The following is a 24303-nucleotide window of genomic DNA, read 5'->3' on the forward strand; positions in this document are numbered from 1 at the left end:
TGGGCGAATTAACGGGCGGCCTCGAAGCCGGTCAGCACGTTCACGGCGTTGATGCCGATCTCCTCGACCGCGTAACCGCCCTCGAGCAGGAAGGTCGTGGGCAGCCCCGCGCCGGCCAGTCGCCGGCCGAGCTCGGTGAAGTCGTTGCTGGTCAGCTTGAAGGCGCTGATGGGATCGTGTTCGAAGGCGTCGACGCCCAGCGAGACCACCAGCAGCTCGCAGCCGGCCTCGCGAATGCGCGTCAGGGCGTCGTCGAGCGCTCGGGACCAGACATCGAAGCCCGTTCCCGGTGCCATCGGATAGTTGTGGTTGAAACCCTCCCCTCGCCCGCGGCCGGTCTCGTCGGCGTGGCCCAGGAAGTAGGGGAAGCAGGTGCGCGGGTCGCCGTGCAGCGAGGCGAACAGCACGTCGTCGCGCTCGTAGAAGATCTGCTGGGTGCCGTTGCCGTGGTGGAAATCGACGTCCAGCACCGCCACGCGCCCTCTGCCGCTGTCCAGCGCATGCTGGGCGGCGATGGCGGCGTTGTTGAAGAAGCAGTAGCCGCCGAACTGGTCGCTGGCGGCATGATGACCCGGCGGCCGGCACAGCCCGAAGGCGGGCTCGCCGGTGGCCAGGGTGTGGGAGACGGCCGACAGCGCGATGTCCTTGCTGGCCATGGCGGCGTCGAAGGTGCCGGCGCAGATCGAGGTATCGGCGGACTGGGCATAGAAGCCGATCCGTCCGTCGATATGCTCGGGCACCCGGTCGTCGCGCAGCGCACGGGTCGGCCAGACCCAGGGAATCGCCTCGCCGCGCTTGCCCGCCGCCCGCCAGTCGTCCCAGCAGCTGGCAAGGAAGTCGACGTAGCCGCGGTCGTGCACCGCCAGCACCGGCTCGAGGCCAAACGCCTCGGGGGCGCGCACCTCGCCGAGCCCCACCTCGCGCACGCGCCTCAGTACCAGCTCGACCCGCTCGGGGCACTCGTAGGGCGTCACCAGCTCGCCACCATCGAGCTCGGTACGGGCACGGCGCAGGCCGGTGTCATCACTGTGGAAGGTCAACATGTCGCGAGGGCTCCTGCCAGGATCGTGAAGCAGAGGTTCAACGACGACGCACGGAATCGCATCGTCACCGGACCGCTAGCATGCCACCGCCGCGGCCCCGGCGACACCCTCGGCGCCCCGCCTCACTGCGGATAGCGCTGCAGCAGCTCCCGGCCGCTGGATCGGAGGAACTCCAGCGCCCGCGCCTGCTGCCAGTCGTCGCGATAGACCAGCCCGAAGCCGAAATCGATCTCCGGGCGGAACGGCAGCATCACCACCTCGTCGCGATGCGCGAGCTGGTCGGTCGCGGTGATCGGATTCATCACGCTGATGCCGACGCCGTTCGCCACCAGGGCGCTGATGGCGCCGATATTGGCCTCGGTCTTGCCGGCGATGTGGATGCCGTGCTGCGTGGCCAGGTTCAGCAGCGGGTCGGCCCCGACATTGGGCTGGTTGCTGATCACCAGATACTCGTCCCGGAGATCGTCGATGGTCACCTCGCGGCGCGTGGCTAGCGCGTGCCCCTTCGGCACCAGACATCGCGCATGGGTCGTCAGCCACTCCTCGACCCGCAGCACCCGGGAGCTCACCGGCAGCGTCACGAAGCCGATATCGGCATGGCCCGACTCGACCTCCCGCAGCACCTCGTGGCTCGACATCATGTCGAAGCTGATGCTGAAGCCGCGATTGTCCTCGAGCAGCGTGGCGATCAGCTGCGGCACGAAGCCGAAGGCCAGCCCCGGAATGGCGGCGATGCGCAGTCGCGAGGTGCCGAACTCCTTGAGCGCCAGCACGCTGTGGCGCAGCTCCTCGATATTGCCCATCAGCCGCAGGATCTCCTCGTAGAGCTCCCGCGCCTCGGGCGTGGCCACCAGCCGGTTCTTCTCGCGCAGGAACAGCGAGAGTCCCAGATTCTGCTCCAGCTGCGACAGCGAGCGGCTGACGCCGGACTGGGTGATGCCCAGGATCCGCGCCGCCTGGGAGGCGCTGCCCGCCTCGAACAGGGTCTTGAAGATGGCGAGCGCCTTGAGGGAATGGATATTGACGTCAGGCATGATTCAAAGTCATAGAATTCGGTAAAAACATCATATATTGAAATAGCATAACGTGCCTACCTAGACTGGCGATATCCCGACAACACAACCACAACGGACCGATACCATGACCACCTCTCCCCTGTTCTATCAGGCCGGTCCCGCCATGCCGGAAGTCAGTCACGGCCAGGGCGTCTTCCTCTGGGACACCCGGGGAAAGGAGTACCTCGACGGCTGCTCCGGGGCGATTTCCTGCAACCTCGGCCACGGCCGCCAGGACATCCGCGACGCCATGACGGCGCAGCTCGACCGCGTCGCCTTCACCTATCGCACCCAGTTCGAGAACGCGCCGGCCATGGCGCTGGGCAACTCCCTGGTCGAGATGACCGAAGGCGCGCTGAAGAAGGTGTTCTTCGTCTCCAGCGGCTCCGAGGCCGTTGAGTCCGCGCTCAAGCTGGCGCGCCAGTACTTCACCGCCCGCGGCGAGCCCCAGCGCCGCCACTTCGTCTCGCTGCGCCCGTCCTATCACGGCAGCACCCTCGGCGCGCTCGGCGTCACCGGCTACCAGCCGCTGGAAGCGCCCTTCGCCGACATCACTTCGGGCTCGCTCAAGGTGCCCGGCCCGGACTTCTATCGCCAGCCGGAGGCGGACCGCGAGGCCCATGTGCGCCGCGTGCTCGACGAGACCCGCGAGCGGATCGAGACCGCCGGTGGCGACACCGTCATCGCCATCGTCGTCGAGCCGGTCGGCGGCGCCAGCACCGGCGCCCGGCTGGTCGACCGAACCTACCTGGAGGGGCTGCGCGAGCTGTGCGACGAGTTCGGCTGCCTGCTGATCTTCGACGAGGTGCTGTGTGGCGTGGGCCGCACCGGCCGCTGGTTCGCCTATCAGCACTGGGGCGTGGTGCCGGACCTGCTGACCACCGCCAAGGGCCTGGGCGCCGGCTACTACCCGGTGGGCGCGCTGCTGTGCCGCGAGGACATCGTCGACACCGTGATGGCCGGCGGCGGCTTCCAGCACGGCCACACCTATGCCGGCAATCCGCTGGCCTGCGCCACCGGCCTGGCCGCCGTCGAGGCGATCCGCCGCGAGGGCCTGATGGACAACGTCAACGCCCGCGGCCGCCAGCTGCAGCTGGGGCTCGAGGCCCTCAAGGCCCGCCATGACTGGATCGGCGACGTGCGCGGCCTCGGCCTGCTGTGGGGCGTGGAGCTGGTCATGGACCCGGTCGGGAAGACGCCCTTCCCCGCCGAGGCCAACCTCTTCGCCCGCATCACGGCGCTGGCCAAGGAGGAAGGGCTGCTCATCTATCCGCGCCGCAGCCTGGACGGCCGCGCCGGAGACCATTTCCTGGTCAGCCCGCCGTTCACCATCGACGAGGACGAGACCGCACTGCTGCTCGAACGCCTGGGGCGCGCCCTCGACCGGCTCGACCGCGAAGTGGCGCCGCTGCGCGACGCCCACGCCACGCCCTCCGCTCACGGCATCACAGGCTGATCTCCCATGACACGGCTCAATCACAAGCACACCACGCTCGAGGCGGCCATCGCCGCCATTCCCGACGGCGCCTCGATCATGGTCGGCGGCTTCGGCACGCCGGGCACGCCGTGCGCGCTGCTCGACGAACTGCTGGCCCAGGGCCAGAAACGCCTGACGCTGATCAAGAACGACGCCAACGAACCGGACATCGGCATCGGCCCGCTGATCCGCGCCGGCCGCGTCGAGCGGCTGATCACCTCGCACATCGGCCTCAACCGGGTCGCCATCGAGGAGATGAACCAGGGCCGCCTGAGCGTGGAGATCCATCCCCAGGGGCTGCTGGCCGAGAAGATCCGCTGCGCCGGCGCCGGCCACTACGGTTTCCTGACCGACATCGGCCTGGGCACCGAGATCGGCGAGGGCCGCCGCGAGATCGACTGCGACGGCCGGACCTGGGCGATCGAGCCAGCCATCCGCGCCGACTTCGCCCTGGTGCACGCCGACCTGGCAGATGCATACGGCAACCTCGTCTATCGCGGCACCGCGATCAACTTCAATCCGCTGATGGCCATGGCCGCCGACCGCGTCATCGCCCAGGCCTATCGGGTCGAGGCCGCCGGCCGGCTGGCGCCGGCCTCCATCCACACGCCCTGCGCCTTCATCAGCCAGGTCGTGCAGGTCGACCCCGCCGACGACCAACAGGGAGACCACGCCCATGCCGTCTGATCAGGAACGCATCCTCGCCCGCGCCGCGCGGGAGGTCGCCTCCGGGCAGATCGTCAACCTCGGCATCGGCCTGCCCACCCGGCTGTTCCACTACCTGCCGCCGGACATGGAGGTGCTGGTGCACTCCGAGAACGGCGTGCTGGGCTGCCAGCCCCTCGAGCCCGATGCCGAGCCCGACCTCGAGATGATCGACTCCGGCGGCGCCTATATCGGCACCCGGCCCGGGGCCAGCGTCTTCGACAGCGCCCTGTCCTTCGCCATGATCCGCCGCAGCCGGGTCGACGTGACCTTCATGGGCGCCTTCGAGGTCGACCAGCAGGGCAACCTCGCCAACTGGAAGATTCCCGGCAAGTTCTCGCCCGGCATCGGCGGCGCCATGGAGCTGGCCCAGAAGGTCCGGCGGCTGGTGGTGCTCTGCTCGCACAACGACAAGCACGGCAATGCCAAGATCCTGCGCCAGTGCCGGCTGCCACTGACGGCACGGCACTGCGTCTCGACGATCATCACCGAGAAGGCGGTGATGAACGTGACCGAGGCGGGCCTCGAGGTCGTGGACATCGCCGAGGGGCTCGACGTGGCCTCCCTGCGCGCGGCCACCGAGGCCGAACTGATCATCGACGAACACCGGCTGGGGAGGTTCTGATGCTGAATGCCACCGAAACGCGGCTGCTCGAGCGCTGCGAGGCGCTGATGGACACCACCCTCGACCTGACCCGCGACCTGGTGCGCGGCTACAGCGTGCTGGGCCAGGAACGCGGCGTGCTCGACACCATGGAGCGCTGGTTCGAGCGGCTCGACCTGCCGGCCGAGCGCGTCGCCCTGGATGCCCCGGGCTTCGCCGATCATCCCCACCGCGCGCCCACCGAGTGGTCGAACGAGGGTCGCTACAACCTGGTCAGCCGGCTGAACCCGGACGCCGACAAGCCCCATCTGGTGCTCAACGGCCATCTCGACGTGGTGCCCGCCGAGCCCACCGACATGTGGACACGGCCGCCCTGGGAGCCCTGGGAGCAGGACGGCTGGCTGTACGGCCGCGGCGCCGGCGACATGAAGGCCGGCATCGCCGCCATGGTGATGGCCGTGCAGGCGGTGCGCGAGAGCGGCATCGAGATCGATTTCCCGCTGACCCTGCAGACCGTGATCGAGGAGGAATGCACCGGCAACGGCGCACTGGCCTGCCTGCATCAGGGCTACAGCGGCGACTTCGTGCTGATCCCCGAGCCCTTCGGCGCCCAGATCTACAGCGGCCAGGTGGGCGTGCTGTGGTTCCGAATGCGCGTCGACGGCGTGCCGGCCCACGTGCTGGACACCCGCGCCGGCAGCAACGCCATCGAGACCCTGCAGGGCTACCTGCCGGCCTTCAAGGCGCTGGAGGACGAGATCAACGCCCTGCCCCGGCCGGCGCCCTACGACGCCCTGGAGCATCCCTTCAATCTCAGCATCGGCAAGATCGAGGGCGGCAACTGGGCCTCCAGCGTGCCGGCCCACGCCATCCTCGAGGGCCGCGTCGGCTTCCCGCCGGGCATGAGTGCCGACGAGGTGATGGCGCGGGTGCGCGAGGTCGTCGCCGCGCATCACCGCGCGCTGGACGACGGCAGCCCCGCGCCGCGGGTCGAGTTCCACGGCTTTCGCTCCGAGGGCCATCTGGTCGACCTCGACACGCCGGAGATCCGCCTGCTGTCGCGCTGCCACGAGGACCTGGTCGGCGCGCCGCCGGCGCACTACCTCTCGACTTGCACCACCGACCTGCGTGCCTTCCACGTCTCGGGCGGAATCAACGGCACCTGCTACGGCCCGATCGCCCAGCGCATCCACGGCGTCGACGAGTGCGTCGAGATCGACTCCATCCGCCGGGTGCTGACCACCTACGCCCTGTTCATCCATCGCTGGGCCACCGGCGACACCGCGAGGAGCGCCTCATGAACGCCGCCTATCTCGTCGACTTCGCGCGCAGCGCCTTCACCCGCGCCCATCCCCGCAAGCCGGAGGTGGACGCCTGGTCCGACACTCGCGGCGACGTGCTGCTCGGCCGGGTGATCGACGCCCTGCTGGCGCGCAACGCGGTCGAGGGCGACGCCATCCAGGACCTCGGCGTCGGCTGCGCCCTGCCGGTGAAGGAGCAGTGGAGCTTCGGCGGCCGCTATCCGCTGTGGCTCTCGCGGCTCGGCAATGGCTGCCCCTCGCGACTGTTCGACCAACAGTGCGGCTCCGGCCTGGCGGCCCTGCGCGGCACGGTGCGCGAGATCCAGGCCGGCGCCATCCAGGCCGGCATGGCCGGCGGCTTCGAGAACATGTCGCGGGTGCCGATGGGCCCGAGCCTGTTCAAGGAAGGCGTGCTGACGGTGCCCGAGGCCCTGCAGGGCAAGGACGACCTCGACCTGAGCGTGGCCATGAACATGGGCCTGACCGCCGAGCGCCTGGCCCGGGAGGCCGGCATCTCCCGGGAGGCCATGGACGCCTTCGCCCTGCGCTCCCATCAGCGGGCCGGCCTGGCCGAGCGGGAAGGCTGGTTCGACGGCGAGCGACTGGTGTTGACCAACGCCACCGACGAGCCGGTCGAGCGCGACGCCAACATCCGCCCCGACACCAGCCTCGAGAAGCTGGCCGAGCTCGACCCGGCCTTCCTCGAGGGCGGCCGTGTCACCCCCGGCAACAGCTCGCCTCTGACCTCCGGCGCCGGCGCCGCCCTGGTGATGTCCGAGGCCGCCCTAAACCGGCACGGGCTCGCGCCCATGGCGCGGGTGGTCGAGGTGGTCGACTGCGGCGTGATGCCGGAGCGCATGGGCGCCGGCGCGGCCGCCGCCATCGAGCGCGCGCTCGCCGCCACCGGTCTAGGCGTCGACGACATCGACGCCTGGGAAATCAACGAGGCCTTCAGCGCCGTGCCGCTCTATGCCATCGACACCCTGGGGCTCGATCCCGAGCGCGTGAACGTGTTCGGCGGCGCCCTGGCGCTGGGCCATCCCCTCGGCGCCACCGGCATCCGGCTGGCCGGCACCCTCGCCCGCACCCTTCAGCACCAGCGAGGCCGCTACGGCTGCGCGGCGGCCTGCATCGGCGGCGGCCAGGGCATCGCCATGATTCTGGAGCGCTGCTGACACCGAAGCCGTGCCTCTCCACCTACGTCACCAACAAGGAATTCAACAATGACGTCGTTTCTTCATGACCTTATATCCACCTTTCCGGGCTTCCTCCAGGCCGCCTGGATCACCCTGAAAATCACCGGCATCTCCCTGGTATTGGCGCTGATACTCGGGCTGCTCTTCGCCCTGATGAAAGTATCCGGCCTCAAGATTCTGGGCGCCATCTACAACGGCTATGTCGGCATCATCCGCGGCACGCCGCTGATCGTGCAAATCATGTGGCTCTATTTCGGCATCACCAACATCGTCGTGCTGTCGGCGTTCTGGGCCGGCACCATCGCCCTGGCCATCCACAGCGGTGCCTATATCGCCGAAATCTTCCGCGGTTCCATCCAATCAGTAGATCGTGGCCAGATGGAGGCGGCGCAGTCACTGGGCATGAAGCGCGGACTCGCGATGCGCCGCATCATCCTGCCTCAGGCCTTCAAGCGCGCCATTCCGTCCATGGGCAACCAGTTCATCATCGGCCTCAAGGACTCCTCTCTGGTGGCCTTCATCGGCATCACCGAGATCTTCAGCCTGTCGATGGACAATGCGGCCGTCACCTTCAAGCAGCTCGAGTTCTACACCATCGCGGGGCTCTACTACCTGGTGATGGTAGTCCTCTTCACTTACCTTCTGAGCCGCCTCGAGAACCGGATGGAGACCGCCCAATGATTACCGTCAAGAATCTTCACAAGTATTTCGGGGAGCTTCACGTCCTCAAGGGCGTGGACCTGGAGATTAAGCCGCAGGAAGTCGTGGTACTCATCGGCGCCAGCGGCTCGGGAAAAAGCACTCTGCTGCGCTGCCTCAACTTCCTGGGCATCAAGGACGAGGGCAGCATCCACTTCGATGGCCGCGAGATCGACCCCGCCACCACACCGCTCAACGAATACCGCGAGCATGTCGGCATGGTCTTCCAGCATTTCAATCTCTTTCCGCACATGACAGTGCTAGAGAACATCATTGAGGCGCCGGTCCGAGTCAAGCGCGCCCCCAAGGCCCAGGCCATCGATAAGGCCCGAGGACTGCTGGCCGATGTCGGCCTGGCCGACAAGGGGGACGTCTACCCGGACCAGCTCTCCGGGGGCCAGAAGCAGCGCGTGGGCATCGCCCGGGCCCTGGCCATGGAACCCGACGTCATGCTGTTCGACGAGCCCACCTCCGCCCTGGACCCAGAACTCGTCGGCGAGGTGCTGGACGTCATGAAATCCCTGGCCGCCGACGGCATGACCATGGTGGTGGTCACCCACGAGATGGGCTTCGCTCGGGAAGTCGCCGACCGAGTGGTCTTCCTCGACAGCGGCACCATCGCCGAGCAGGGCGATCCCCAGACCTTCTTCAACCACCCCACCCATCCCAAGACACAGCAGTTCCTCAGCCGCGTCATCTGACCGCCGGCCCCATATCAGAGGCAACAACAATGAACGACAAGACACTCATGCAGCCCAAAAACAAACCCTTCATCGGCCGCCTCGCCGCCGCGGCGGGCATGGCGACCCTCGCCGCCGCCATCGGCCTCGTGCCGCTCGACAACGCTAGGGCGGCCGGCGAGGACGGGACCTTCGTCTTCGCCATGGACGGCCAGTATCCGCCCTTCAACACCCGCCAGGGCCAGCGGGTCTACGGCTTCGACGTCGATATCGGCACGGCCATTGCTCGGCAGATCGGCATGCAGCCGGAACCGACGGTCAATCCATGGCAAACGCTGATCGCCGCCCTCAAGTCCGACCGCTTCGACGCCATCATCGGCAGCATGGCCATCACCGAAGAGCGCCAGAAGGAGGTGGCCTTCTCGGACCCGTACTACACCTCCGGCGCCCAGGTCTTCGTCGGCGAGGACAGCGACATCGACTCCCTGGACGAGCTCGAAGGCAAGCGCATCGGCGTGCTCGTTTCCAGCACCTTCCAGGAAGTCGCCCGCGAGATCACCGATGACATTCAGACCTATCCCAGCGACGTGACGGCGCTCAACGATCTGACGATCCGCGGCCGACTGGATGCCGTGATCACCGACCAACTGGTGGGCGAATACGCCATCAACGAAAACGACCTGCCGATCCAGAAGCTCGGTGAGCCGCTCTACGTCGACCGGATGGGCATCGCCGTCAACAAGGAGGACAGCGAGCTGCTCGGGAAGATCAACGAGGCGCTCGAGGCGATCATGAACGACGGCACCTACGCCGCCATCAGCCACGAGTATTTCGGCCGCGACATCATGAACGACTGACAGAGGCTCCCCTCTCATGAGCATCACGATCGAGTTCCTGACGGAGCCTCATATCCCGCAGCTGGCGGAATGGCATCAGCATGAATGGGGCCACCTGGACAGCCGCGTCGACACGCCGACCCGCATGGCGAGGCTCCAGGAACACTGCGAGGCCGGACGTCTCCCCTGCACCTTCGTCGCCTTGGAGGATGACAGGCTGGTCGGCAGCATCTGCCTCGTCGAACACGATGTCCCCGACCGGCCCGATTACACCCCCTGGATCTCGCGGATCTACGTCTCCGGCGAGCACCGAGGCAAAGGCATCGGCAAGCGCCTGATCGAGCACGCCAAGGCGGCGATCGGCGAGCAGGGGCACCCGACCCTCTACCTGATCACCGAGGACAAGGCGCCCTACTACGCCAGGATCGGCTGGTCGACCGTGGAGGAATATCGGCTGAACGGGAACCGCATGGACATCATGAAGACCCGTCTCCCGTGACGGCATGACACCCCTGACCGTCGGCGCGCTGCGCCGGCGAGAGACGGGGATGGCCGGTCAGCAAGGACGCGACCGGCTTCCCCCAGGCAACACGCCCAACTCCGCAAAGGAGCCACGACATGTCCCGTACCACAACGACAGAGACAGACCCGCGCCCTTCGCTTCTCGGGGCCGCGAGCTGCATCGCTTTCCTGTGCTTCATGATGTTCGCCCAGATATTCATCCTCGGTGAGGACTGGGTGACCCATATCTCGCTGATCCTGGCGATCGTGGTCTGCGCGATCGTCGCGCTGCTCTCGGGCTTTCGCTGGCATGACGTCCAGAAGGGCATCCTCTACGGCTGCGAGATCGCCATGCTGCCGATGCTGATCCTGATGATGGTCGGCGTGCTGGTGGCCAGCTGGATCGCCTCGGGCACCATCCCCTCGCTGGTGTACTACGGCCTGACGCTGATCGATCCGTCCTACTTCCTGTTCACCGCCGTGATCGTGTGCTCCATCGCCTCGCTGGTGACGGGCAGCTCCTGGACCACCGCCGCCACCTTCGGCGTGGCCTTCATGGGCATCGGCGGCGGCCTGGAAATTCCGCCCGCCATGACCGCCGGTGCGGTCATTTCGGGCGCGATCTTCGGCGACAAGATCTCCCCGGTCTCCGACTCCACCAACCTGGCGGCCGGCATCGCCGAGGCCAACCTGTTCGACCACATCCGCTCGATGTTCTACACCACCGGCCCGGCCCTGATCCTCTCGGTGATCCTGTTCTTCTTCATCGGCCTGGGCTATCAGAGCGACGGCATCGATACCACCCAGACCGACCAGCTGCTGCAGGGCATCCAGGCCAACTACTCGGTCAGCCTGTTCGCCTTCCTGCCGCCGCTGATCGTGGTGGTACTGGCCTATCGCCGCGTCAACGCCCTCGCCGTGATGGTCATCGGCAGCCTGGTCGGCGCCGCCATGGCCGTCGGCGTACAGGGCGTGGCCATCGGCGACATGATGAACTACATGAACTATGGCTTCGTCTCCGAGACCGGTATCGAGGCGGTGGACAGCCTGCTCAGCCGCGGCGGTCTGCAGGAAATGATGTGGACCATCTCGCTGGGCTTCATCGGCCTGAGCCTCGGCGGCCTGCTGGAAAAGACCCGCATGCTCGAGGTGCTGCTCGACCGGATGGGCAAGCTGGTGAGCCACTCCCGCGGCCTGATCGTCACCCACGTCGTCGCCTCGCTGGCCACCAACCTGTTCTCGGCGAGCCAGTACATCGCCATCATCATCCCCGGCCGCATGCTGGTGCCGGCCTATCGGCGCCTGAGGATCCTGCCATCGGTGTGCTCGCGCACCTGCGAGGACTCCGCCACCGTGACCTCGCCGCTGGTGCCCTGGGGCCTGGGCGGCGCCTACTACATGGGCGTGCTCGACGTCTCGGCCTGGGACTACATGGGCTGGACCTTCCTGGCGCTGATCACCCCGGTGATCGCCATCCTCTATGCGATGTTCAACGTCTTCATCTGGCGCGAAGGCGAGCGTAACGACGTCAACGCCTATGAACAGGAACACCGGGAGACGGCACAGCCCGGCTGAGCACTGCCGTACCATCACCACGCCAAAAGGGCATCGTGCACGGCACGATGCCCTTTTCGTTGACCACCTGGAACGTCGTGCCATCAGGCGTGCAGCGGATAGCGCTCGAAATAGTCGCCGATGCTCTGGTGGAGGGCCTCCGCCAGGCCCTGCTGGTGGCCATCGGTCAGCAGCCGCTGGCAGTCCTGATGATTGGACATGAAGCCGTTCTCGACCAGGATCGACGGGATCTCCGGCGACTTGAGCACGGCGAAGCCGGCGGCATTGACGCGGTCATTGTGAAGATTGGTGGTCTGCGACAGGTGGTGCAGCATCGTCTTGGCCAGGTCGCGACTGGACGCGAGCGTACTGCTCATGGACAGGTCCAGCAGGATGTCCTGCACCTCGGGGTCCTGGCTGTAGATGCGACTCTGGCGGGTCGAGGCGTAGCGGTCGGCGCTGTTCTCGCTCTCGGCCAGCCAGCGCGCCTCCGCCGAGCCGGCCTCGTCCGCCCCCAGCACGTAGACAGAGGCCCCGGAGGCGCTCGTGCGCGGCGCGGAATCGGCGTGCAGCGAGACGAACATGTCCGCCTGGCGGTCCCGGGCGATCAGCACCCGCTCGTGCAGGGGAATGAAGGTGTCGTCGTCTCGCGTCATGATAGGCCGGAAGCGCGTATCGGCCTCGAGGCGACGACACAGCTTGGCGGCGATGCCGAGCGCCACGAACTTCTCGTAGTGATCCGAGGCGCTGATGCAGCCCGGATCACGCCCGCCGTGGCCGGCATCGATGGCGATCACCGCCGGCCGCGGGCCGTCGTCGGCCGCCTTCGCTTCTCCCATCAATGCCATGATCGGATCGCCCTCACCGAGCTGGACCACCAGCCGTTTGAGGCCACGGCCCGCGTCCTGCACCGTCACCCGGGTCGGCACGGAACGCACCAGATCCACCACCAGCCGAACGCCGTCCTGCCGCGCACCGGTTCGCACGCGCTTGACGATCGTCCCGCTCGTTTCCACCGAGTGCGTCGGCAGGACACGATCAATCCGCTTGAGGTCGATCACGAAGCGCGGCGGGCCATCGAGGCTGAACGATCGGTAATCGGCTTCCTCGGGCAGCTCGATCGTCAGCGTCGCCGAGCCACCGCTCGACGACAGGCTGTAGCGGTTGGCGCGACGCTCATCGGCCAGCGCCAGAGAAGAGGGAAACAGCGACAGCACGGCCAGCGCACCGAGAAAGCGCCTTCTTTCCATCGGGCCAGACTCCATTTTTGCAAGCGATCCTTGACTCTCGAACGTCCGCAGACGCCGAGCGCTGCCCGCGCATCGGCGGCATCCGCAGCGAAAAAATGTTATTTTATAACATCACGTGCCGGCGACCAACGCCCCGTCGCCATTCGGCTCACGGCGCCGTCGGCGCAAGCCTCGGACCATTGTCGAAGCAAAACGTGCCCCAAGTGCTCACGCGCTTGGCAAACCGTGGAGAAGACATGTGCGCGGCCACGCCTGGCCTCGGCCGAAGACGGCGAAGCGAAGGATAAGGCGGAACAGGAAAGAGGGCTCGGCGGGAAAAAATGCGGCCCAAAATGGAGGCGGCCCCAAAAGCCACATCCCGGCACACGCGTCCATCACTACCGTTGCTCCCTTCCGGGCCTGGCGGGGTTTGCGACTTAGCGTTGCGGGAGGACCTAAGGGGCCACCACAGCGGGCACTTGACGTGCCATTTGGGTCAGGCAGTTCTCTGAGCGGGATCAGTCACTTGCCGAACGCCGCGCACTATACCAAGCGACCGCCGGCGCAGCAAGGAGCGATTGCGATCCGGATACCGGTGCGTGGAAGCGTCTCACTTTCTGATCCGCCACAAGGGGCTATGGTGAGGGGTGACTCGTCTCTCGCCGCACGGCGGGAGGCTTCATCGTGAACCGCCGACGGAGGCGTCCATGAACAAGAACCCGGACAAGGGCCATATCGCACTACTCGGCTGGAGCCTGAATGCCATCGAGGCCGCCGCCAATTTCGACCGCCGCTACGTGGTGGTGGCCCCGGACTGGGCCGAGGAATACTGCCAGAAGCACGACATCCCCTATCTTTCCTGGAACTTCGAGCGCCTGAACGACCGCTCGCTGGAGATCGCCGAGACGCTCAAGGAGATGGGCGTCGATGTCGCCATCCCGCTGTTCGAGGAAACCGTGGAATGGGCCGGCGCCATCAACTCGGTGCTGCTCGACAGCCCGCGGCTCTACGGCCAGTCGCTGCTCTTGCGCGACAAGGCGTTGATGAAGCGCCGCGCTCAGCTCGGCGGCATCCGCGTGGGTATCTTCGAGGAGGCCCACGACAAGGATGACGTGATCCGCTTCCTCAAGCGCGTCAACCAGACCCTGCTCAAGCTGGATGGCGACCCCAACGACCCCATCCACCTCAAGGCCTTCGACAAGGCCGGCTGCCTGGGTCACCGAGTGATCCGCACGCCGGACGAGGTCGATACCATCCCCGAGGAGGAATTCCCGGTGCTGATGGAGTCGCACCTGGATGGCTGGGAGTTCGCCGTTGAGGCCTGGATCCACGACGGCAAGATCGCCTTCCTGAACATCTCCGAGTACGTGACCCTGGGCTATTCGGTGTTCGTGCCCGCCTCGCCGGAGCTCGAGCGGTATCGCCCGCAGATCACCGCCCAGATCGAGAAGCTGATCAAGGCCTTCGACATCTCCTTCGGCCTGATCCACCCGGAGTACTTCGTCACCAGCGACGGCGAGATGTACTTCGGCGAGGTCGCCTATCGGCCGCCGGGGTTCAAGGTCTTCGAGCTGCTCGAACGGGTCTACGGCTTCAACGCCTACCAGGCCAGCATGCTGGTGTTCGATCCCAAGTCCACCGCCGAGGAGGTCGCCGACTTCTTCCCCAGGGAAGTCGTCGATGCCGACGGCTACGCGGGCTGCTTCGGGGTCTATCCGCGACTGCGTGTGGTCAGCCGCCTGGAGATTCCCGAGGAGGTCGAGGACGATCCCTACTTCGAATCCCACGAGCTGACGCCCCCGCTGCAGGAAACCGTCACCAAGCGCACCGCTTTCGGCACCCACTGGGGGCTGATCTACTTCAAGGGCGACGAGCCTCACCGCATGCGCGACCTGCTCAAGCACATGGAAGAACTTGATTTCTATGTCTGACAGGCGCGTCATGGAGGCGTTACCCATGGACGACGAGGAGTCGGTGTGACCAGTCCATCCACGCCAACCGGCGACGACAAGCTCACGGGCCTGCTGGCTCGACTGGACGAAGCCACGGCCCTGCTGAACGAGGCCCGAGACTTCGCCAAGCCGGGCAAGCTACCGCGGGTGCTCGACACCGCCCGCCGCGTGCTGCTGCAGGAAGGCGGCGCCGCGGCGATCGAACCCCGCACCGCGGCCCTCGAGGCCGCGGGCGTCTTCGAGGGCTCGGACTGGGCCACGCCCCAGTTCCTGGTGCCCTCGCTGACCACCCAGGCGCTGAAGAGCGCCGATCCCAACGTGGTGACGATCGAGGCACTCAGCGAACTGCGCCTGCTGGCGGTGGCCAAGGGCGACGTCCGCCATGCCATGCTCTCCGCGGAGCAGGCCCACCACTACCTGACCCAGGTGATCGCCCTGAACCTGTGGCTGCTGTTCGGCGCGCCCAGCGAGGCCGAGCGGGAGACCCAGGGTCGTCTGGCCGAGCTGCCGCGGCGCCTGTTCGCCCATCTAGCACAGCGCATCGGCTACGAACACATCATCGACCGGCTGATCGGCGAGATCTGGCGCATCCTCCAGCAGCGCCCGATCCAGGTCGGGCCGGTCAAGCAGATGATCACCCAGATCGCCATCTGCCAGGCCGACCCGGCCATCGACCTGGGCACCAGCGGCCAGGGCGCCGACCGCCTGGTCAGCGCGCTGTTCGGCCCGTCCCACGCCTGCCGCGAGGACCCGGGCCTCGAGGTCTATCGCCAGCGCCTGGCCAGCATGGACGCCAGCGCGCTGCAGGCCGAGGCCACCGGCTTCGCCAGATCGATGCACGACACCGGCCTGGTGTCGCCCTATCACCCGGTGCTGCTGCGCCACCTGCTGGACAACGGCGATACCCTGATCGGCGAGGCGCTGGGGCTCTCCTCCACCGGCCGCGACTGCCTGCTGTGCTATCGCGAGCTGGTGCATGCGCTGATCCGCGGCGGGCTCCACCCCGATACCGCCCAGGCGGTCTACGGCCTGGCGCTGATGCTCGAGCGCGGCATCCTGTATCAGCCGCCGGTGGCACCGGCCATATGGCGTCAGCTGGGGCTCACGCTGTCGGACTGGTCGACGGCGCGGCTCAACCTGGCATTCGGCGAGGCGGTCTCGCCCCGGGCGCGGCTGCTGGAAGGCGTGCTGTGCATGCTCGGCCTGCCGCTGGGCGTCGGCCAGGGCAACAATCCCACCTGCCAGTCGGCCCGAGCGCTGTCGATGTGGGCCTACAACGACCCGGACTATCTGCTGCAGATGGTGGCCTGGGCGGCCCGCGACGACGAGATCATCATGCACTTCGAAGGCCAGCCGATCTCGTCGATGGCAAGCGTCGGTGGCGTGGCCACCGAGCTGCCCATGGACCTGGACCCGGTATCGCTGATCGTGGTGCCGCATCTGGACCGCATCTACGCCGAGATGGGACGGCGCTGCATCGGCCGCGAGGGCGACCCGCACCGCTGGGTCAACCCGGAGTTCCACGGCTGGTGGTCGGGGCGCGGCTTCCGCATCAACGTCGACGTCGCCAGCGGTCAGCTGATCGACCTCGACGGTTTCCTGCGCCACTTCTACGCCAGCTACCACCCGCACTACAACGGCAACCAGCCGCTCATTCATCCCCAGCCGGCCGGCATCGCGGTCACCGACAGCGCCGCCCGCTTCATCGGCTGGCACGCCATCACCCTGCTGCGGGTCGGCATCGACCCCGGCGGCGAGATGCGCGTGTTCTTCTACAACCCCAACAACGACAGCGGCCAGGACTGGGGCGACGGCGTGCAGGTCAGCACCGCCGGCCACGGCGAGCGCTTCGGCGAGGCCTCGCTGCCCTTCGACCAGTTCGCCTCACGGCTCTACATCTTCCACCACGATCCGCTGGAGCGCGGCGAACCGGCGCGCATCGAGGAGGCCGAGCTGGATCGGGCGATCGGCTACCTGCATCGCAGCTGGGGCGCCGACCGCCTGCCACCGGGCGGGCTGCAGGCCGAACCGGGCGGCTGACCGGGCCGCCCGCTATGGCATAATGCGGCCCCGTTTTCCGCTCCACGACTGCCAGGACCGCCCATGCCACGCCTCGACCAGCTGCTGCTCCTCCAGGGACTGGCGCGCTCGCGCACCCGCGCCCAGCGCCTGATCCGCCACGGCCGAGTGAGCCTCAAGGACGGCGGCCGGGTGCTGACCAAGCCCGGCGAGAAGCTGCCGGACACCGCCGAGTTGCACGTCGAGGAGGATCCGGAGGAGCGCTACGTGTCCCGGGCCGGGCTCAAGCTGGAGGCGCTGCTGGAGGCGCTGGCACTGCCGCTCGAGGGCCGCACGGTGCTCGACGTCGGCCAGTCCACCGGCGGCTTCAGCGACTGCGCGCTGCGCCACGGCGCGGCGCATGTGATCGGCGTCGAGGTCGGCCACGACCAGCTCGCGGCCGAGCTGCGCAACGAGCCGCGCCTGACCTGCCTGGAGGGGCTCAATGCCCGCGCCATGCGAGACGACCCGCGCCTGACCGCGGTGCTGGCCGAGTATCCCGCCGAGGTGGCGGTGATGGACGTGTCCTTCATCTCGCAGACGCTGATCCTGCCGGAGCTCGGCGCCCTGCTGCCCGTCGGCGGCGAGCTGGTGTCGCTGGTCAAGCCGCAGTTCGAGGTCGGCCCCGAGGGCGTTAACGCCCGCGGGCTGGTCACCGACCCCGCGCGCTACGCCGAGGTGGAAGCGCGCATCCGCGAGGCCTGCGCCGACGCCGGCTTCGCCATCGCGCACTGGCAGGAGAGCCCAATCCGCGGCGGCGACGGGAACAGGGAGTTCCTGCTCTACGCCCGCCGCCAGGAAACGCCTTAGCGCCCGGCGTCGCCGCCCCCTCCCCCGCCATCGCCCGCATCCAACTCGCCGGGATCGCCGCCCGCCCCGGGCGGCGGATTGGCGGGCGCCTCGCCCGAGCCGCGGCTCGGCATTCGCGCCTCGCGGCCCCTGTCGTCACGCAGCCACACGTCCATCTGATTGAAGGCGATCTCCAGGCCGTGCTCGGCGAACAGCTCGCCGACCCGGCCGTTGAGCTCATCGGTGGCCAGTAGCCGGTCGCCCAGGCTGTTGACGAAGATGCGCAGCTCGAACTCCAGGCTGCTTTCGCCGTAGCGCATGAACAGGACCTGGGGCTCGGGGTCGGCCAGCACCCGGGCGTTCTCGTCGGCGGCCTGGGTCAGCAGCCGCTGCACCAGACGATGATCCGAGCCGTAAGCCACGCCGTAGGTCAGGATCACCCGGGTGATGTTGTCCGACAGCGACCAGTTGATCAGCTGGTCGGTGACGAACGTCTTGTTGGGAATGATGATTTCCTTGCGATCGAAGTCGGTCACCGTGGTGGCGCGGATGCGGATGCGGTTGACCGTGCCGGTGAGGTTGCCGAGCGTGATGGTGTCGCCGATGCGCACCGGGCGCTCGAACAGGATGATCAGCCCCGAGATGAAGTTGGCGAAGATCTCCTGCAGCCCGAAGCCGAGCCCCACGCCCAGCGCCGCCACCAGCCACTGCAGCTTGCTCCATGACACCCCGAGGGAGCCCAGCGCCCAGACCACCCCGGTGCCGACGATCACGTAGGACAGCAGCGAGCTGATCGCGTAGGCACTACCCTGCTTGAGCTCGAGGCGAGACAGCACCATCACCTCCAGCAGCCCCGGCAGGTTACGCGCCATGATCAGCGTAAGCGCCACCACCAGCAGCGCGACACACAGGTCGGCCACCGAGATCGACGTGCCCACCAGCTCGCTGCCCTGCTGGCCGTCGCCGCCGAGGATCATCACCTGCTCGAGGTAGCCGAACACTGTCAACAGGTCGGCCCAGACCAGGTAGAAGACCACCACGAAGCCCAGCATCAGGATCAGCTTGGACAGGCGCAGCGACTGCTGGTTGACCTGCTGCATGTCCAGCGGCGGCTCCTCGACCACCTCCTGGCCGTGCTCGCCGTTGCCACCCTCCTGGGCCATCATCGCCCGCCGACGCGCCAGCGCGCGGCGGTAGGCCAGGCGCCGCGCCGCCACGGCCAACCCGCGCACCACCGTCGCCTCCACCAGGATCCAGGCGCCCAGCAGGTAAATGGTGATCACGAAACGCCCCACCAGGCTGAGCGCCGCATAGGCATAGCCCAGCATCACCAGCCCGCCCAGCACCAGGGGCACCAGCGCCATGGCCAGGCCCAGCAACAGGCGGAACAGCTTGACGCCGAAGAACGGCGTATGGGCCAGGATCAGCCTGGCCAGCGCCACGCTCATGCCCACCAACCCCGCCAGCAGCAACAATATCGCCAGGGGGCGCTGGGTCAGGTCGATATCGACGTCACGGGCCTGGGTGCCCACGAACAGCACCGGCACCAGCGCCAGACCCAGCCACCACAGCCAAAGGCGCAGCTGCGACACGTAGCCGGCCGGCCAGTGGAAATGGCGCGTCGCCACGCCCTCGGGCACCAGCAGCCGTCGCATCCAGGCGATTCCCGCCCAGGCCAGGGCCAGATACAGCAGCGCCCAGCCGATATTCACCGCCAGTCCGGCGCCACCCAGCGTCATTCCCAGCGACACCGCCAACAGGCACAGCGGCCCGGGCAGCGCCAGCAGGGCCTCAACGCCCACCGCCAGCGGCGTATGCCCCTGGCTGTCCTGGCGCAGATGACCGATCTCGTCGTGCAGGCGAGCGAGGCGACGCGACAGCGGCCGGCGCAGTCCCAGCAGCACGCCGGCCAGCAGCAGCAGCGGCGAGGCCAGAAACGCCGCCGGATCCGGCCAGCGCCAGTGGATCGGCAGCGCACGGCGCCACTCGCCCTCGCCCCACTCGGCGCGCAGATGACTCGGCAGCCGGCTCAGCCAGCTCAGGTCCATGGGACGGGCATTGGCGATCCAGAACAGCTGCTCGTCGATGGTGGTACGCAGGTCACGGCTGGTTTCGAGCAGCTGCTGCTGGTTGAGTCGCAGCTCGATGGCGGCGGTCAACAGCTCGCCGTAGGTGGGTTCGAGGCGCGAGAGCAGATCCCGGCGGGCGCGCAGCAGCTGGGCCAGCGCCTCTTCCACGGCCTCGGGGGCATCGGCGTCGGCCTCGTCGAGACGCTGCCTGGCCTGCAGCTCGGCATTCTGCAGGCGCTCGCGCTGACGATCGAGCTCGAACTGCTGGAGGCGCAGGTCGGCGATTTCCTCCTTCAGGCCGCCGGTGGACTCGACGCTGGGCAGCGCCCGACGCTGCTCGCGCAGAATGCGCGACAGCAATGGGCTGCCGCGGATCGCCTCGATATGCTGGGAGAGCCCCCGCTGCAGCTGGCGCACCCGCTCGAGCTGGCGACGCGCTTCCTGGCTCTGTCGCCCCAGTTCGTTGGCGCGACTGGTGGCGCGCAGCAGCTCGAGGCTCAGGTCGCGATTGGCCTGGCGCGCTTCGAGGATCTGCGGATGACTGACCACGTTCTCCGGCTCGTCGCCCACCGCCTCGGCGACGGCCTGCTCCGACTGCTCTCGACGCCGGGCCTCCAGCGCCGCCTGCAAGGCCCGCACCCGGGTCTCGAGTCGCTCGACCCTGAGCCGGTACAGGTCGCGCTGCAGCTGGGCCAGCTCGCGGAAACGCGAGTTGGTGGCCAGCTCGCGCCGGTGCAGGGCCAGGCGCCGCTCGGCCAGGGTGCGTTCGACGCGATGCTTCAGGCGCCGGGGCGCCTCCGACGCCACGCCCTGGGCGTCCAGCGCTTCGAGGGCACGCCGGTGTTCCTCCATCGCCGCAGAGGCCTCGACGATGGACTGCTGGGCGCGCTCGGGAAGGGTCTGGGTGCCCAGCAGCCGGGTCTCGACCTCGGCGAGACGATCCTGGGCCGCCTCCAGCTCATCGGTCACCGTGTCCAGCCGCTCGGTGAGGGCCTCGAGCTCCAGCTTTTCCAGCGCTTCGCGATCAGGCGCCTGGCGCGGCCGACCCTGAGCCTCGGACAGCGCCTGACGCGTCTCGTCGAGGGACTGCGGGGCACGCTCGGCTCGAGCCTCCAGCTCGGACAGCCGACCTTCGACGTCATCGAGGCTCGACAGGGCCTCGATCGTCGCCTCCAGCGCGTCGATGCCTTCCTGGGTGGCCGCATCCACGGTCGCCCCCTCCTCGGGCCACAGCGAGGCGAGGCGCTCCTCGAGCGTGGAACGCTCGGGCAGCGCGTCGGTCTGGGCGGCAAGCGGCACCGGCACCAGCAGCGCGATGAGCACGAGCAGGCAGCAAAGAATGTGAAAGCGGACGGGCCGCCGACAGCGCGATAAAGCGATCACGAGCACCTCGACAAGGCGATACCATGGGCTTGGCAGCGGATTGTCGGCGTCCCGGGGCGACATGGCAACGACACCAGCGGCGACCCTGGCCGTTGACTCCCCGGACGGGCATGATAGAACGACGATTCCTCCTAGACAGGGTAGTCACTCCCCATGGCTTCACGCTCCATCGCCACGCTGCTCGCGGCCGCCCTCGGCGCCGGCCTGGCCGGCCAGGGACAGGCCCAGACGAACGCCGCGCCGAGCGACGCCGAGCGCCAGGCGATCCGCGATCGCATCCAGTCGCTGCAGGCCGAGATCGGCGAACTGCGCACCCGCCTGGCCCGGCCGGCGGAAGAGCCGCCGCAGACGGCTCCGGCGGCCAGTGCCGAAACCGCCGACACCACACCGCCGACCGAGGCACCGATCGGCGCCTCGGTGGCCGAGCGGCGACTGCTGGAGGAGGAATCGTCCGACAACCCCTTCTCCATCACCGCGCACCATCGCAACTACCTGCTGCCGCTGAGTTACACCACCTCGCCCAACCGGGAAAGCTTCAACGAGATCGACCGCGAAGCCGATCCCGACCGGCTCGAGGTGAAGTTCCAGTTCAGCGCCAAGTTCAAGATCGCCGACGACGTGCTGTTCGACCGCGCCGACCTCTACTTCGGCTATACCCAGCGCAGCTGGTGGCAGGCCTACAACGCCGACGCCTCATCGCCGTTCCGCGAGACCAACTACGAGCCGGAAGTCTTCGCCGACTTCGAGAACGACTGGTCGCTGCTCGGCTGGACCAACATCAACAACCGGGTCTCGCTCAACCACCAGTCCAACGGCCGCTCCGGCAGCCTATCGCGCAGCTGGAACCGGCTGATCCTGACCAGCACCTTCATCAACGACGACTGGGCCGTCTCGCTGTCGCCCTACTGGCGCCTGCCCGAGACCGAGGGCGAGGACGACAATCCCGACATCGAGGATTACCTGGGCTACGCCGATGTCACCGTGGCGCGCCGTCTGTTCGACGACCACGAGGCCAGCCTGCTGTGGCGAGGCAATCCCGACCAGGGCCACATGGGTGCCCAGCTCGACTACTCCTGGCCGCTGTTCGGCAAGATCCGGGGCCATGTCCAGTTCTACCAGGGCTACGGCGAGAGCCTGATCGACTACGATCGCAGCACGCAGCGCGTGAGTCTCGGCTTCAGCCTCAACCCGCTGTTTTCCACCGGCACCTTCTCGCGCTGACCTGTGCCCGGTCATTACGCACCCCCGACAACGGCTGCTATGCTGGGCCTGTCACGCACCGTCAGAGGAAGACCCGATGAGCGACCATACGTCCCATACCCGTGAGACCACCGAACAGCTCAAGGAAGACCTGCAGCATCTCTCGCAGACCGTCGAGGAGCTGGTCAACGCCACGGCCGACGATTCCCGCCACAACATCAAGGAGCTGCGCGAGCGGGCCGAGAAGCGCCTCAGCGAGACCCGCGCCCGGCTCGAGGCCCGCGGCGAGCGCGCCTACCGCGACACCCGCGAGGCCGTGACCCAGCAGGCCGACGCCTGCGACCGCTACGTCCGCGACAACCCCTGGACCAGCATCGGCATCGGCGCCGCCGTCGGCGTGGTCGTCGGCATGCTGATCGGGCGGCGCTGATGTCGGAGGGCCAGGGACCGGCTCAGCGACTGTTCGGCGCCGGCAAGCGGCTGCTGGGCAGCCTGGTCGCCACCGGCGAGACGCGTCTGCGTCTCGCCGTGCTGGAGCTCGAGGAAGAGCGCGCACGACTCGTCACCCTGCTGCTGCTGGCCGGCATCAGCTTGCTGCTGCTGCTGCTGGGGCTCGGCGCGCTCACCACCCTGATCATCGTCGCCTTCTGGGACAGTTACCGGCTGGCCGCCATCGGCGGCTGCGCCGCGGTGCTGCTGATCGGCGGCCTGGGGCTGGCGGGCTGGGTGATGCATCTGGCTCGGCGCCGCACCCTGCTGGTCGACACTCTCAAGCATCTGGCGATGGACCGCGAGCTGATGGAGACCCGGAGCGAGGAGCGCTGATCGATGACCAACGCCGAGCGTCGAGCCCGCAAGGCAGCCCTGGAGGCCGCCATCGAACAGCAGCGCCTCGACCTGCTGGTCGAGTCCGAGCACTGGCACCAGGCCGCCCGCCCGCTCGAGGCCGGCTGGCAATCCCTTCAGCGCTACCGGCTGCCCGCCGTGGGTGGCGGCGCCCTGCTGCTCTTTTGGTCGCTGCGTCATCCCGCGGCGGCCAAGCGACTGGCCAGGCGCTCGCTGTTCGTCGCGGTCACCGCACGGCGGCTGAAGCGGCTGCAGCGCTTCCTGCCACTGCCCTGATGCCACCTCGACGTGATTATCATCCTGCCGTAACACACTGACATGGCAGGCCTGTTATGATTTTGTTTCGACAACGTGACGGAACGACGACAGGACATGGACCCCATGCGCATGCTGGCGCTCTATAGCATCAAGGGCGGCGTCGGCAAGACGGCCTCCGCCGTCAACCTGGCCGCGGAAGCGGCTCGAGCGGGATATCGCGTACTGCTCTGGGATCTTGACCCCCAGGCGGCCACCAGCTTCTATCTGCGCGTCAAACCGAAGGTTCGCGGCGGCGTGGACAAGCTGGTCAAGGGCAAGGCATCCTTCGACAAGGCCATTCGCGCCACCCAGATCGAGGGGCTCGACCTGCTGCCGGCGGCGCTGGCGTCACGCGAGATGGATGCCCTGCTCGCCAAGCGTGACGGCAGCCACCTGCGTCGGATTCTCAAGCCGGTGCGCGACGACTACGACCTGGTGATCCTCGATTGCCCGCCCAGCCTCTCGCATCTCTCGGAGAACATCTTCTCCAGCGTCGACGCCCTGCTCGTGCCCGTGGTGCCGACGGTACTGTCGCTGCGTACCCTGGACCAGCTTCAGGACTTCCTCGACGACCACGACATCGCTTGCACGGTGTGGCCCTTCATCACCCTCGCTGATCGCCGGCGCACCCTGCACCGCCAGGTCATGGACGGCTTCCATGAACGCTGGCCGCTGCGGCTGTCGATCGATATTCCCTCGGCCAGTGCGGTGGAACGCATGGGCCTGGAGCGTGCCCCGGTGCGCGACTACGCCCCGCGCACCGCCGCGGCCAAGGCCTACACCGCCCTGTGGCGGGAGATCGAGCAGCGCCTGCGCTGAGGCGCCGCAC

The 24303-nt window shown here is 67.8% G+C and carries 22 protein-coding genes and 1 other RNA gene; 18 read left to right on the plus strand and 5 right to left on the minus strand.

Annotated features, from left to right (window positions below; all coding sequences use genetic code 11):
* Nucleotides 1-8 precede the first annotated feature (8 nt).
* Both UN84_RS10990 and UN84_RS10995 read right to left on the minus strand, forming a co-directional pair.
* Nucleotides 9-1043, minus strand: coding sequence for a histone deacetylase family protein (locus tag UN84_RS10990; RefSeq protein ID WP_046080134.1), 1035 nt, complete (start codon nt 1041-1043; stop codon nt 9-11).
* A gap of 122 nt (nt 1044-1165) precedes the next feature.
* Nucleotides 1166-2077, minus strand: coding sequence for a LysR family transcriptional regulator (locus UN84_RS10995; RefSeq protein ID WP_046080133.1), 912 nt, complete (start codon nt 2075-2077; stop codon nt 1166-1168).
* 106 nt (nt 2078-2183) lie between these two features.
* Between UN84_RS10995 and UN84_RS11000 the strand changes: the two genes are divergently transcribed.
* The 10 genes from UN84_RS11000 (at nt 2184) to nhaC (ending at nt 11672) form a co-directional block, all read left to right on the plus strand.
* A complete protein-coding gene (locus UN84_RS11000) occupies nt 2184-3554 on the plus strand; it encodes an aminotransferase family protein (protein ID WP_046080132.1) in 1371 nt (456 codons plus the stop codon).
* A 6-nt stretch (nt 3555-3560) separates the two neighbouring features.
* Nucleotides 3561-4262: a CoA transferase subunit A gene (locus UN84_RS11005; RefSeq protein WP_046080131.1), complete on the plus strand. Its 702-nt coding sequence runs from the start codon at nt 3561-3563 to the stop codon at nt 4260-4262.
* Nucleotides 4252-4905, plus strand: a complete 654-nt coding sequence (locus UN84_RS11010; protein WP_046080130.1) for a 3-oxoacid CoA-transferase subunit B — start codon at nt 4252-4254, stop codon at nt 4903-4905. Before UN84_RS11005 ends, UN84_RS11010 begins: the two co-directional genes overlap by 11 nt.
* Nucleotides 4905-6185 (plus strand): ArgE/DapE family deacylase, encoded by a 1281-nt coding sequence (locus UN84_RS11015; protein ID WP_046080129.1) that lies wholly within the window; start codon nt 4905-4907, stop codon nt 6183-6185. Before UN84_RS11010 ends, UN84_RS11015 begins: the two co-directional genes overlap by 1 nt.
* Nucleotides 6182-7360: an acetyl-CoA C-acyltransferase gene (locus tag UN84_RS11020; RefSeq protein WP_046080128.1), complete on the plus strand. Its 1179-nt coding sequence runs from the start codon at nt 6182-6184 to the stop codon at nt 7358-7360. The genes UN84_RS11015 and UN84_RS11020 overlap by 4 nt, the downstream gene beginning before the upstream one ends.
* Before the next feature lie 48 nt (nt 7361-7408).
* Nucleotides 7409-8062, plus strand: a complete 654-nt coding sequence (locus UN84_RS11025) for an amino acid ABC transporter permease (protein WP_046080127.1) — start codon at nt 7409-7411, stop codon at nt 8060-8062.
* On the plus strand, nt 8059-8781 hold the full coding sequence (locus tag UN84_RS11030; RefSeq protein WP_046080126.1) for an amino acid ABC transporter ATP-binding protein: 723 nt from the start codon (nt 8059-8061) through the stop codon (nt 8779-8781). The genes UN84_RS11025 and UN84_RS11030 overlap by 4 nt, the downstream gene beginning before the upstream one ends.
* A 47-nt stretch (nt 8782-8828) precedes the next feature.
* Complete coding sequence (locus tag UN84_RS11035; RefSeq protein WP_202020697.1) at nt 8829-9617, plus strand: transporter substrate-binding domain-containing protein; 789 nt, start codon at nt 8829-8831, stop codon at nt 9615-9617.
* Nucleotides 9618-9633: 16 nt separating this feature from the next.
* A complete protein-coding gene (locus tag UN84_RS11040) occupies nt 9634-10095 on the plus strand; it encodes a GNAT family N-acetyltransferase (protein WP_046080125.1) in 462 nt (153 codons plus the stop codon).
* A gap of 119 nt (nt 10096-10214) precedes the next feature.
* Nucleotides 10215-11672: a Na+/H+ antiporter NhaC gene (gene nhaC, locus UN84_RS11045; RefSeq protein WP_046080124.1), complete on the plus strand. Its 1458-nt coding sequence runs from the start codon at nt 10215-10217 to the stop codon at nt 11670-11672.
* An 83-nt stretch (nt 11673-11755) separates the two neighbouring features.
* Here nhaC and UN84_RS11050 read toward each other — a convergent pair whose 3' ends face one another.
* Both UN84_RS11050 and ffs read right to left on the minus strand, forming a co-directional pair.
* The gene (locus UN84_RS11050; protein WP_046080123.1) at nt 11756-12901 is read right to left on the minus strand and encodes an N-acetylmuramoyl-L-alanine amidase; all 1146 of its coding nucleotides are present in this window, start codon (nt 12899-12901) and stop codon (nt 11756-11758) included.
* Nucleotides 12902-13243: 342 nt separating this feature from the next.
* An RNA gene (gene ffs, locus UN84_RS11055) (signal recognition particle sRNA small type) lies at nt 13244-13340 on the minus strand.
* 247 nt (nt 13341-13587) lie between these two features.
* Between ffs and UN84_RS11060 the strand changes: the two genes are divergently transcribed.
* The 3 genes from UN84_RS11060 to UN84_RS11070 all read left to right on the plus strand — a co-directional run bounded on the left by UN84_RS11060 (nt 13588) and on the right by UN84_RS11070 (nt 17700).
* Nucleotides 13588-14811: an ATP-grasp domain-containing protein gene (locus UN84_RS11060; protein ID WP_046080122.1), complete on the plus strand. Its 1224-nt coding sequence runs from the start codon at nt 13588-13590 to the stop codon at nt 14809-14811.
* A 45-nt stretch (nt 14812-14856) separates the two neighbouring features.
* Nucleotides 14857-16872 carry a hypothetical protein gene (locus UN84_RS11065; RefSeq protein ID WP_046080121.1) on the plus strand — a complete coding sequence of 672 codons (2016 nt, stop codon included), beginning with the start codon at nt 14857-14859 and terminating at the stop codon, nt 16870-16872.
* A gap of 63 nt (nt 16873-16935) precedes the next feature.
* A complete protein-coding gene (locus UN84_RS11070) occupies nt 16936-17700 on the plus strand; it encodes a TlyA family RNA methyltransferase (protein WP_046080120.1) in 765 nt (254 codons plus the stop codon).
* Here the strand turns inward: UN84_RS11070 and mscK are convergent.
* The gene (gene mscK, locus UN84_RS11075; protein WP_237022314.1) at nt 17697-21071 is read right to left on the minus strand and encodes a mechanosensitive channel MscK; all 3375 of its coding nucleotides are present in this window, start codon (nt 21069-21071) and stop codon (nt 17697-17699) included. The two genes, UN84_RS11070 and mscK, sit on opposite strands and share 4 nt — an antisense overlap.
* A gap of 213 nt (nt 21072-21284) precedes the next feature.
* On the opposite strand from mscK, the gene UN84_RS11080 reads away from it, so the two are divergent.
* The 5 genes from UN84_RS11080 (at nt 21285) to UN84_RS11100 (ending at nt 24293) form a co-directional block, all read left to right on the plus strand.
* A complete protein-coding gene (locus UN84_RS11080) occupies nt 21285-22352 on the plus strand; it encodes a phospholipase A (RefSeq protein ID WP_046080119.1) in 1068 nt (355 codons plus the stop codon).
* 76 nt (nt 22353-22428) lie between these two features.
* A complete protein-coding gene (locus UN84_RS11085; protein WP_035595112.1) occupies nt 22429-22761 on the plus strand; it encodes a DUF883 family protein in 333 nt (110 codons plus the stop codon).
* Nucleotides 22761-23156, plus strand: coding sequence for a phage holin family protein (locus UN84_RS11090; RefSeq protein WP_046080118.1), 396 nt, complete (start codon nt 22761-22763; stop codon nt 23154-23156). Before UN84_RS11085 ends, UN84_RS11090 begins: the two co-directional genes overlap by 1 nt.
* Before the next feature lie 3 nt (nt 23157-23159).
* Entirely contained in the window at nt 23160-23453 is a 294-nt protein-coding gene (locus tag UN84_RS11095; RefSeq protein WP_046080117.1) for a YqjK family protein, read from the plus strand.
* A gap of 105 nt (nt 23454-23558) precedes the next feature.
* Entirely contained in the window at nt 23559-24293 is a 735-nt protein-coding gene (locus tag UN84_RS11100) for a ParA family protein (protein ID WP_035595192.1), read from the plus strand.
* Nucleotides 24294-24303 lie beyond the last annotated feature (10 nt).

The sequence above is a fragment of the Halomonas sp. HG01 genome (assembly GCF_000968715.2).
GTDB lineage: Bacteria > Pseudomonadota > Gammaproteobacteria > Pseudomonadales > Halomonadaceae > Halomonas > Halomonas halophila.

Bases quoted from the DNA above. Each gene is read 5' to 3' on its own strand.
- UN84_RS10990 (WP_046080134.1), bottom strand. From the start codon at position 1,043: ATGTTGACCTTCCACAGTGATGACACCGGCCTGCGCCGTGCCCGTACC.
- UN84_RS10995 (WP_046080133.1), bottom strand. From the start codon at position 2,077: ATGCCTGACGTCAATATCCATTCCCTCAAGGCGCTCGCCATCTTCAAG.
- UN84_RS11000 (WP_046080132.1), top strand. From the start codon at position 2,184: ATGACCACCTCTCCCCTGTTCTATCAGGCCGGTCCCGCCATGCCGGAA.
- UN84_RS11005 (WP_046080131.1), top strand. From the start codon at position 3,561: ATGACACGGCTCAATCACAAGCACACCACGCTCGAGGCGGCCATCGCC.
- UN84_RS11010 (WP_046080130.1), top strand. From the start codon at position 4,252: ATGCCGTCTGATCAGGAACGCATCCTCGCCCGCGCCGCGCGGGAGGTC.
- UN84_RS11015 (WP_046080129.1), top strand. From the start codon at position 4,905: ATGCTGAATGCCACCGAAACGCGGCTGCTCGAGCGCTGCGAGGCGCTG.
- UN84_RS11020 (WP_046080128.1), top strand. From the start codon at position 6,182: ATGAACGCCGCCTATCTCGTCGACTTCGCGCGCAGCGCCTTCACCCGC.
- UN84_RS11025 (WP_046080127.1), top strand. From the start codon at position 7,409: ATGACGTCGTTTCTTCATGACCTTATATCCACCTTTCCGGGCTTCCTC.
- UN84_RS11030 (WP_046080126.1), top strand. From the start codon at position 8,059: ATGATTACCGTCAAGAATCTTCACAAGTATTTCGGGGAGCTTCACGTC.
- UN84_RS11035 (WP_202020697.1), top strand. From the start codon at position 8,829: ATGCAGCCCAAAAACAAACCCTTCATCGGCCGCCTCGCCGCCGCGGCG.
- UN84_RS11040 (WP_046080125.1), top strand. From the start codon at position 9,634: ATGAGCATCACGATCGAGTTCCTGACGGAGCCTCATATCCCGCAGCTG.
- nhaC (WP_046080124.1), top strand. From the start codon at position 10,215: ATGTCCCGTACCACAACGACAGAGACAGACCCGCGCCCTTCGCTTCTC.
- UN84_RS11050 (WP_046080123.1), bottom strand. From the start codon at position 12,901: ATGGAAAGAAGGCGCTTTCTCGGTGCGCTGGCCGTGCTGTCGCTGTTT.
- UN84_RS11060 (WP_046080122.1), top strand. From the start codon at position 13,588: ATGAACAAGAACCCGGACAAGGGCCATATCGCACTACTCGGCTGGAGC.
- UN84_RS11070 (WP_046080120.1), top strand. From the start codon at position 16,936: ATGCCACGCCTCGACCAGCTGCTGCTCCTCCAGGGACTGGCGCGCTCG.
- UN84_RS11080 (WP_046080119.1), top strand. From the start codon at position 21,285: ATGGCTTCACGCTCCATCGCCACGCTGCTCGCGGCCGCCCTCGGCGCC.
- UN84_RS11085 (WP_035595112.1), top strand. From the start codon at position 22,429: ATGAGCGACCATACGTCCCATACCCGTGAGACCACCGAACAGCTCAAG.
- UN84_RS11090 (WP_046080118.1), top strand. From the start codon at position 22,761: ATGTCGGAGGGCCAGGGACCGGCTCAGCGACTGTTCGGCGCCGGCAAG.
- UN84_RS11095 (WP_046080117.1), top strand. From the start codon at position 23,160: ATGACCAACGCCGAGCGTCGAGCCCGCAAGGCAGCCCTGGAGGCCGCC.
- UN84_RS11100 (WP_035595192.1), top strand. From the start codon at position 23,559: ATGCGCATGCTGGCGCTCTATAGCATCAAGGGCGGCGTCGGCAAGACG.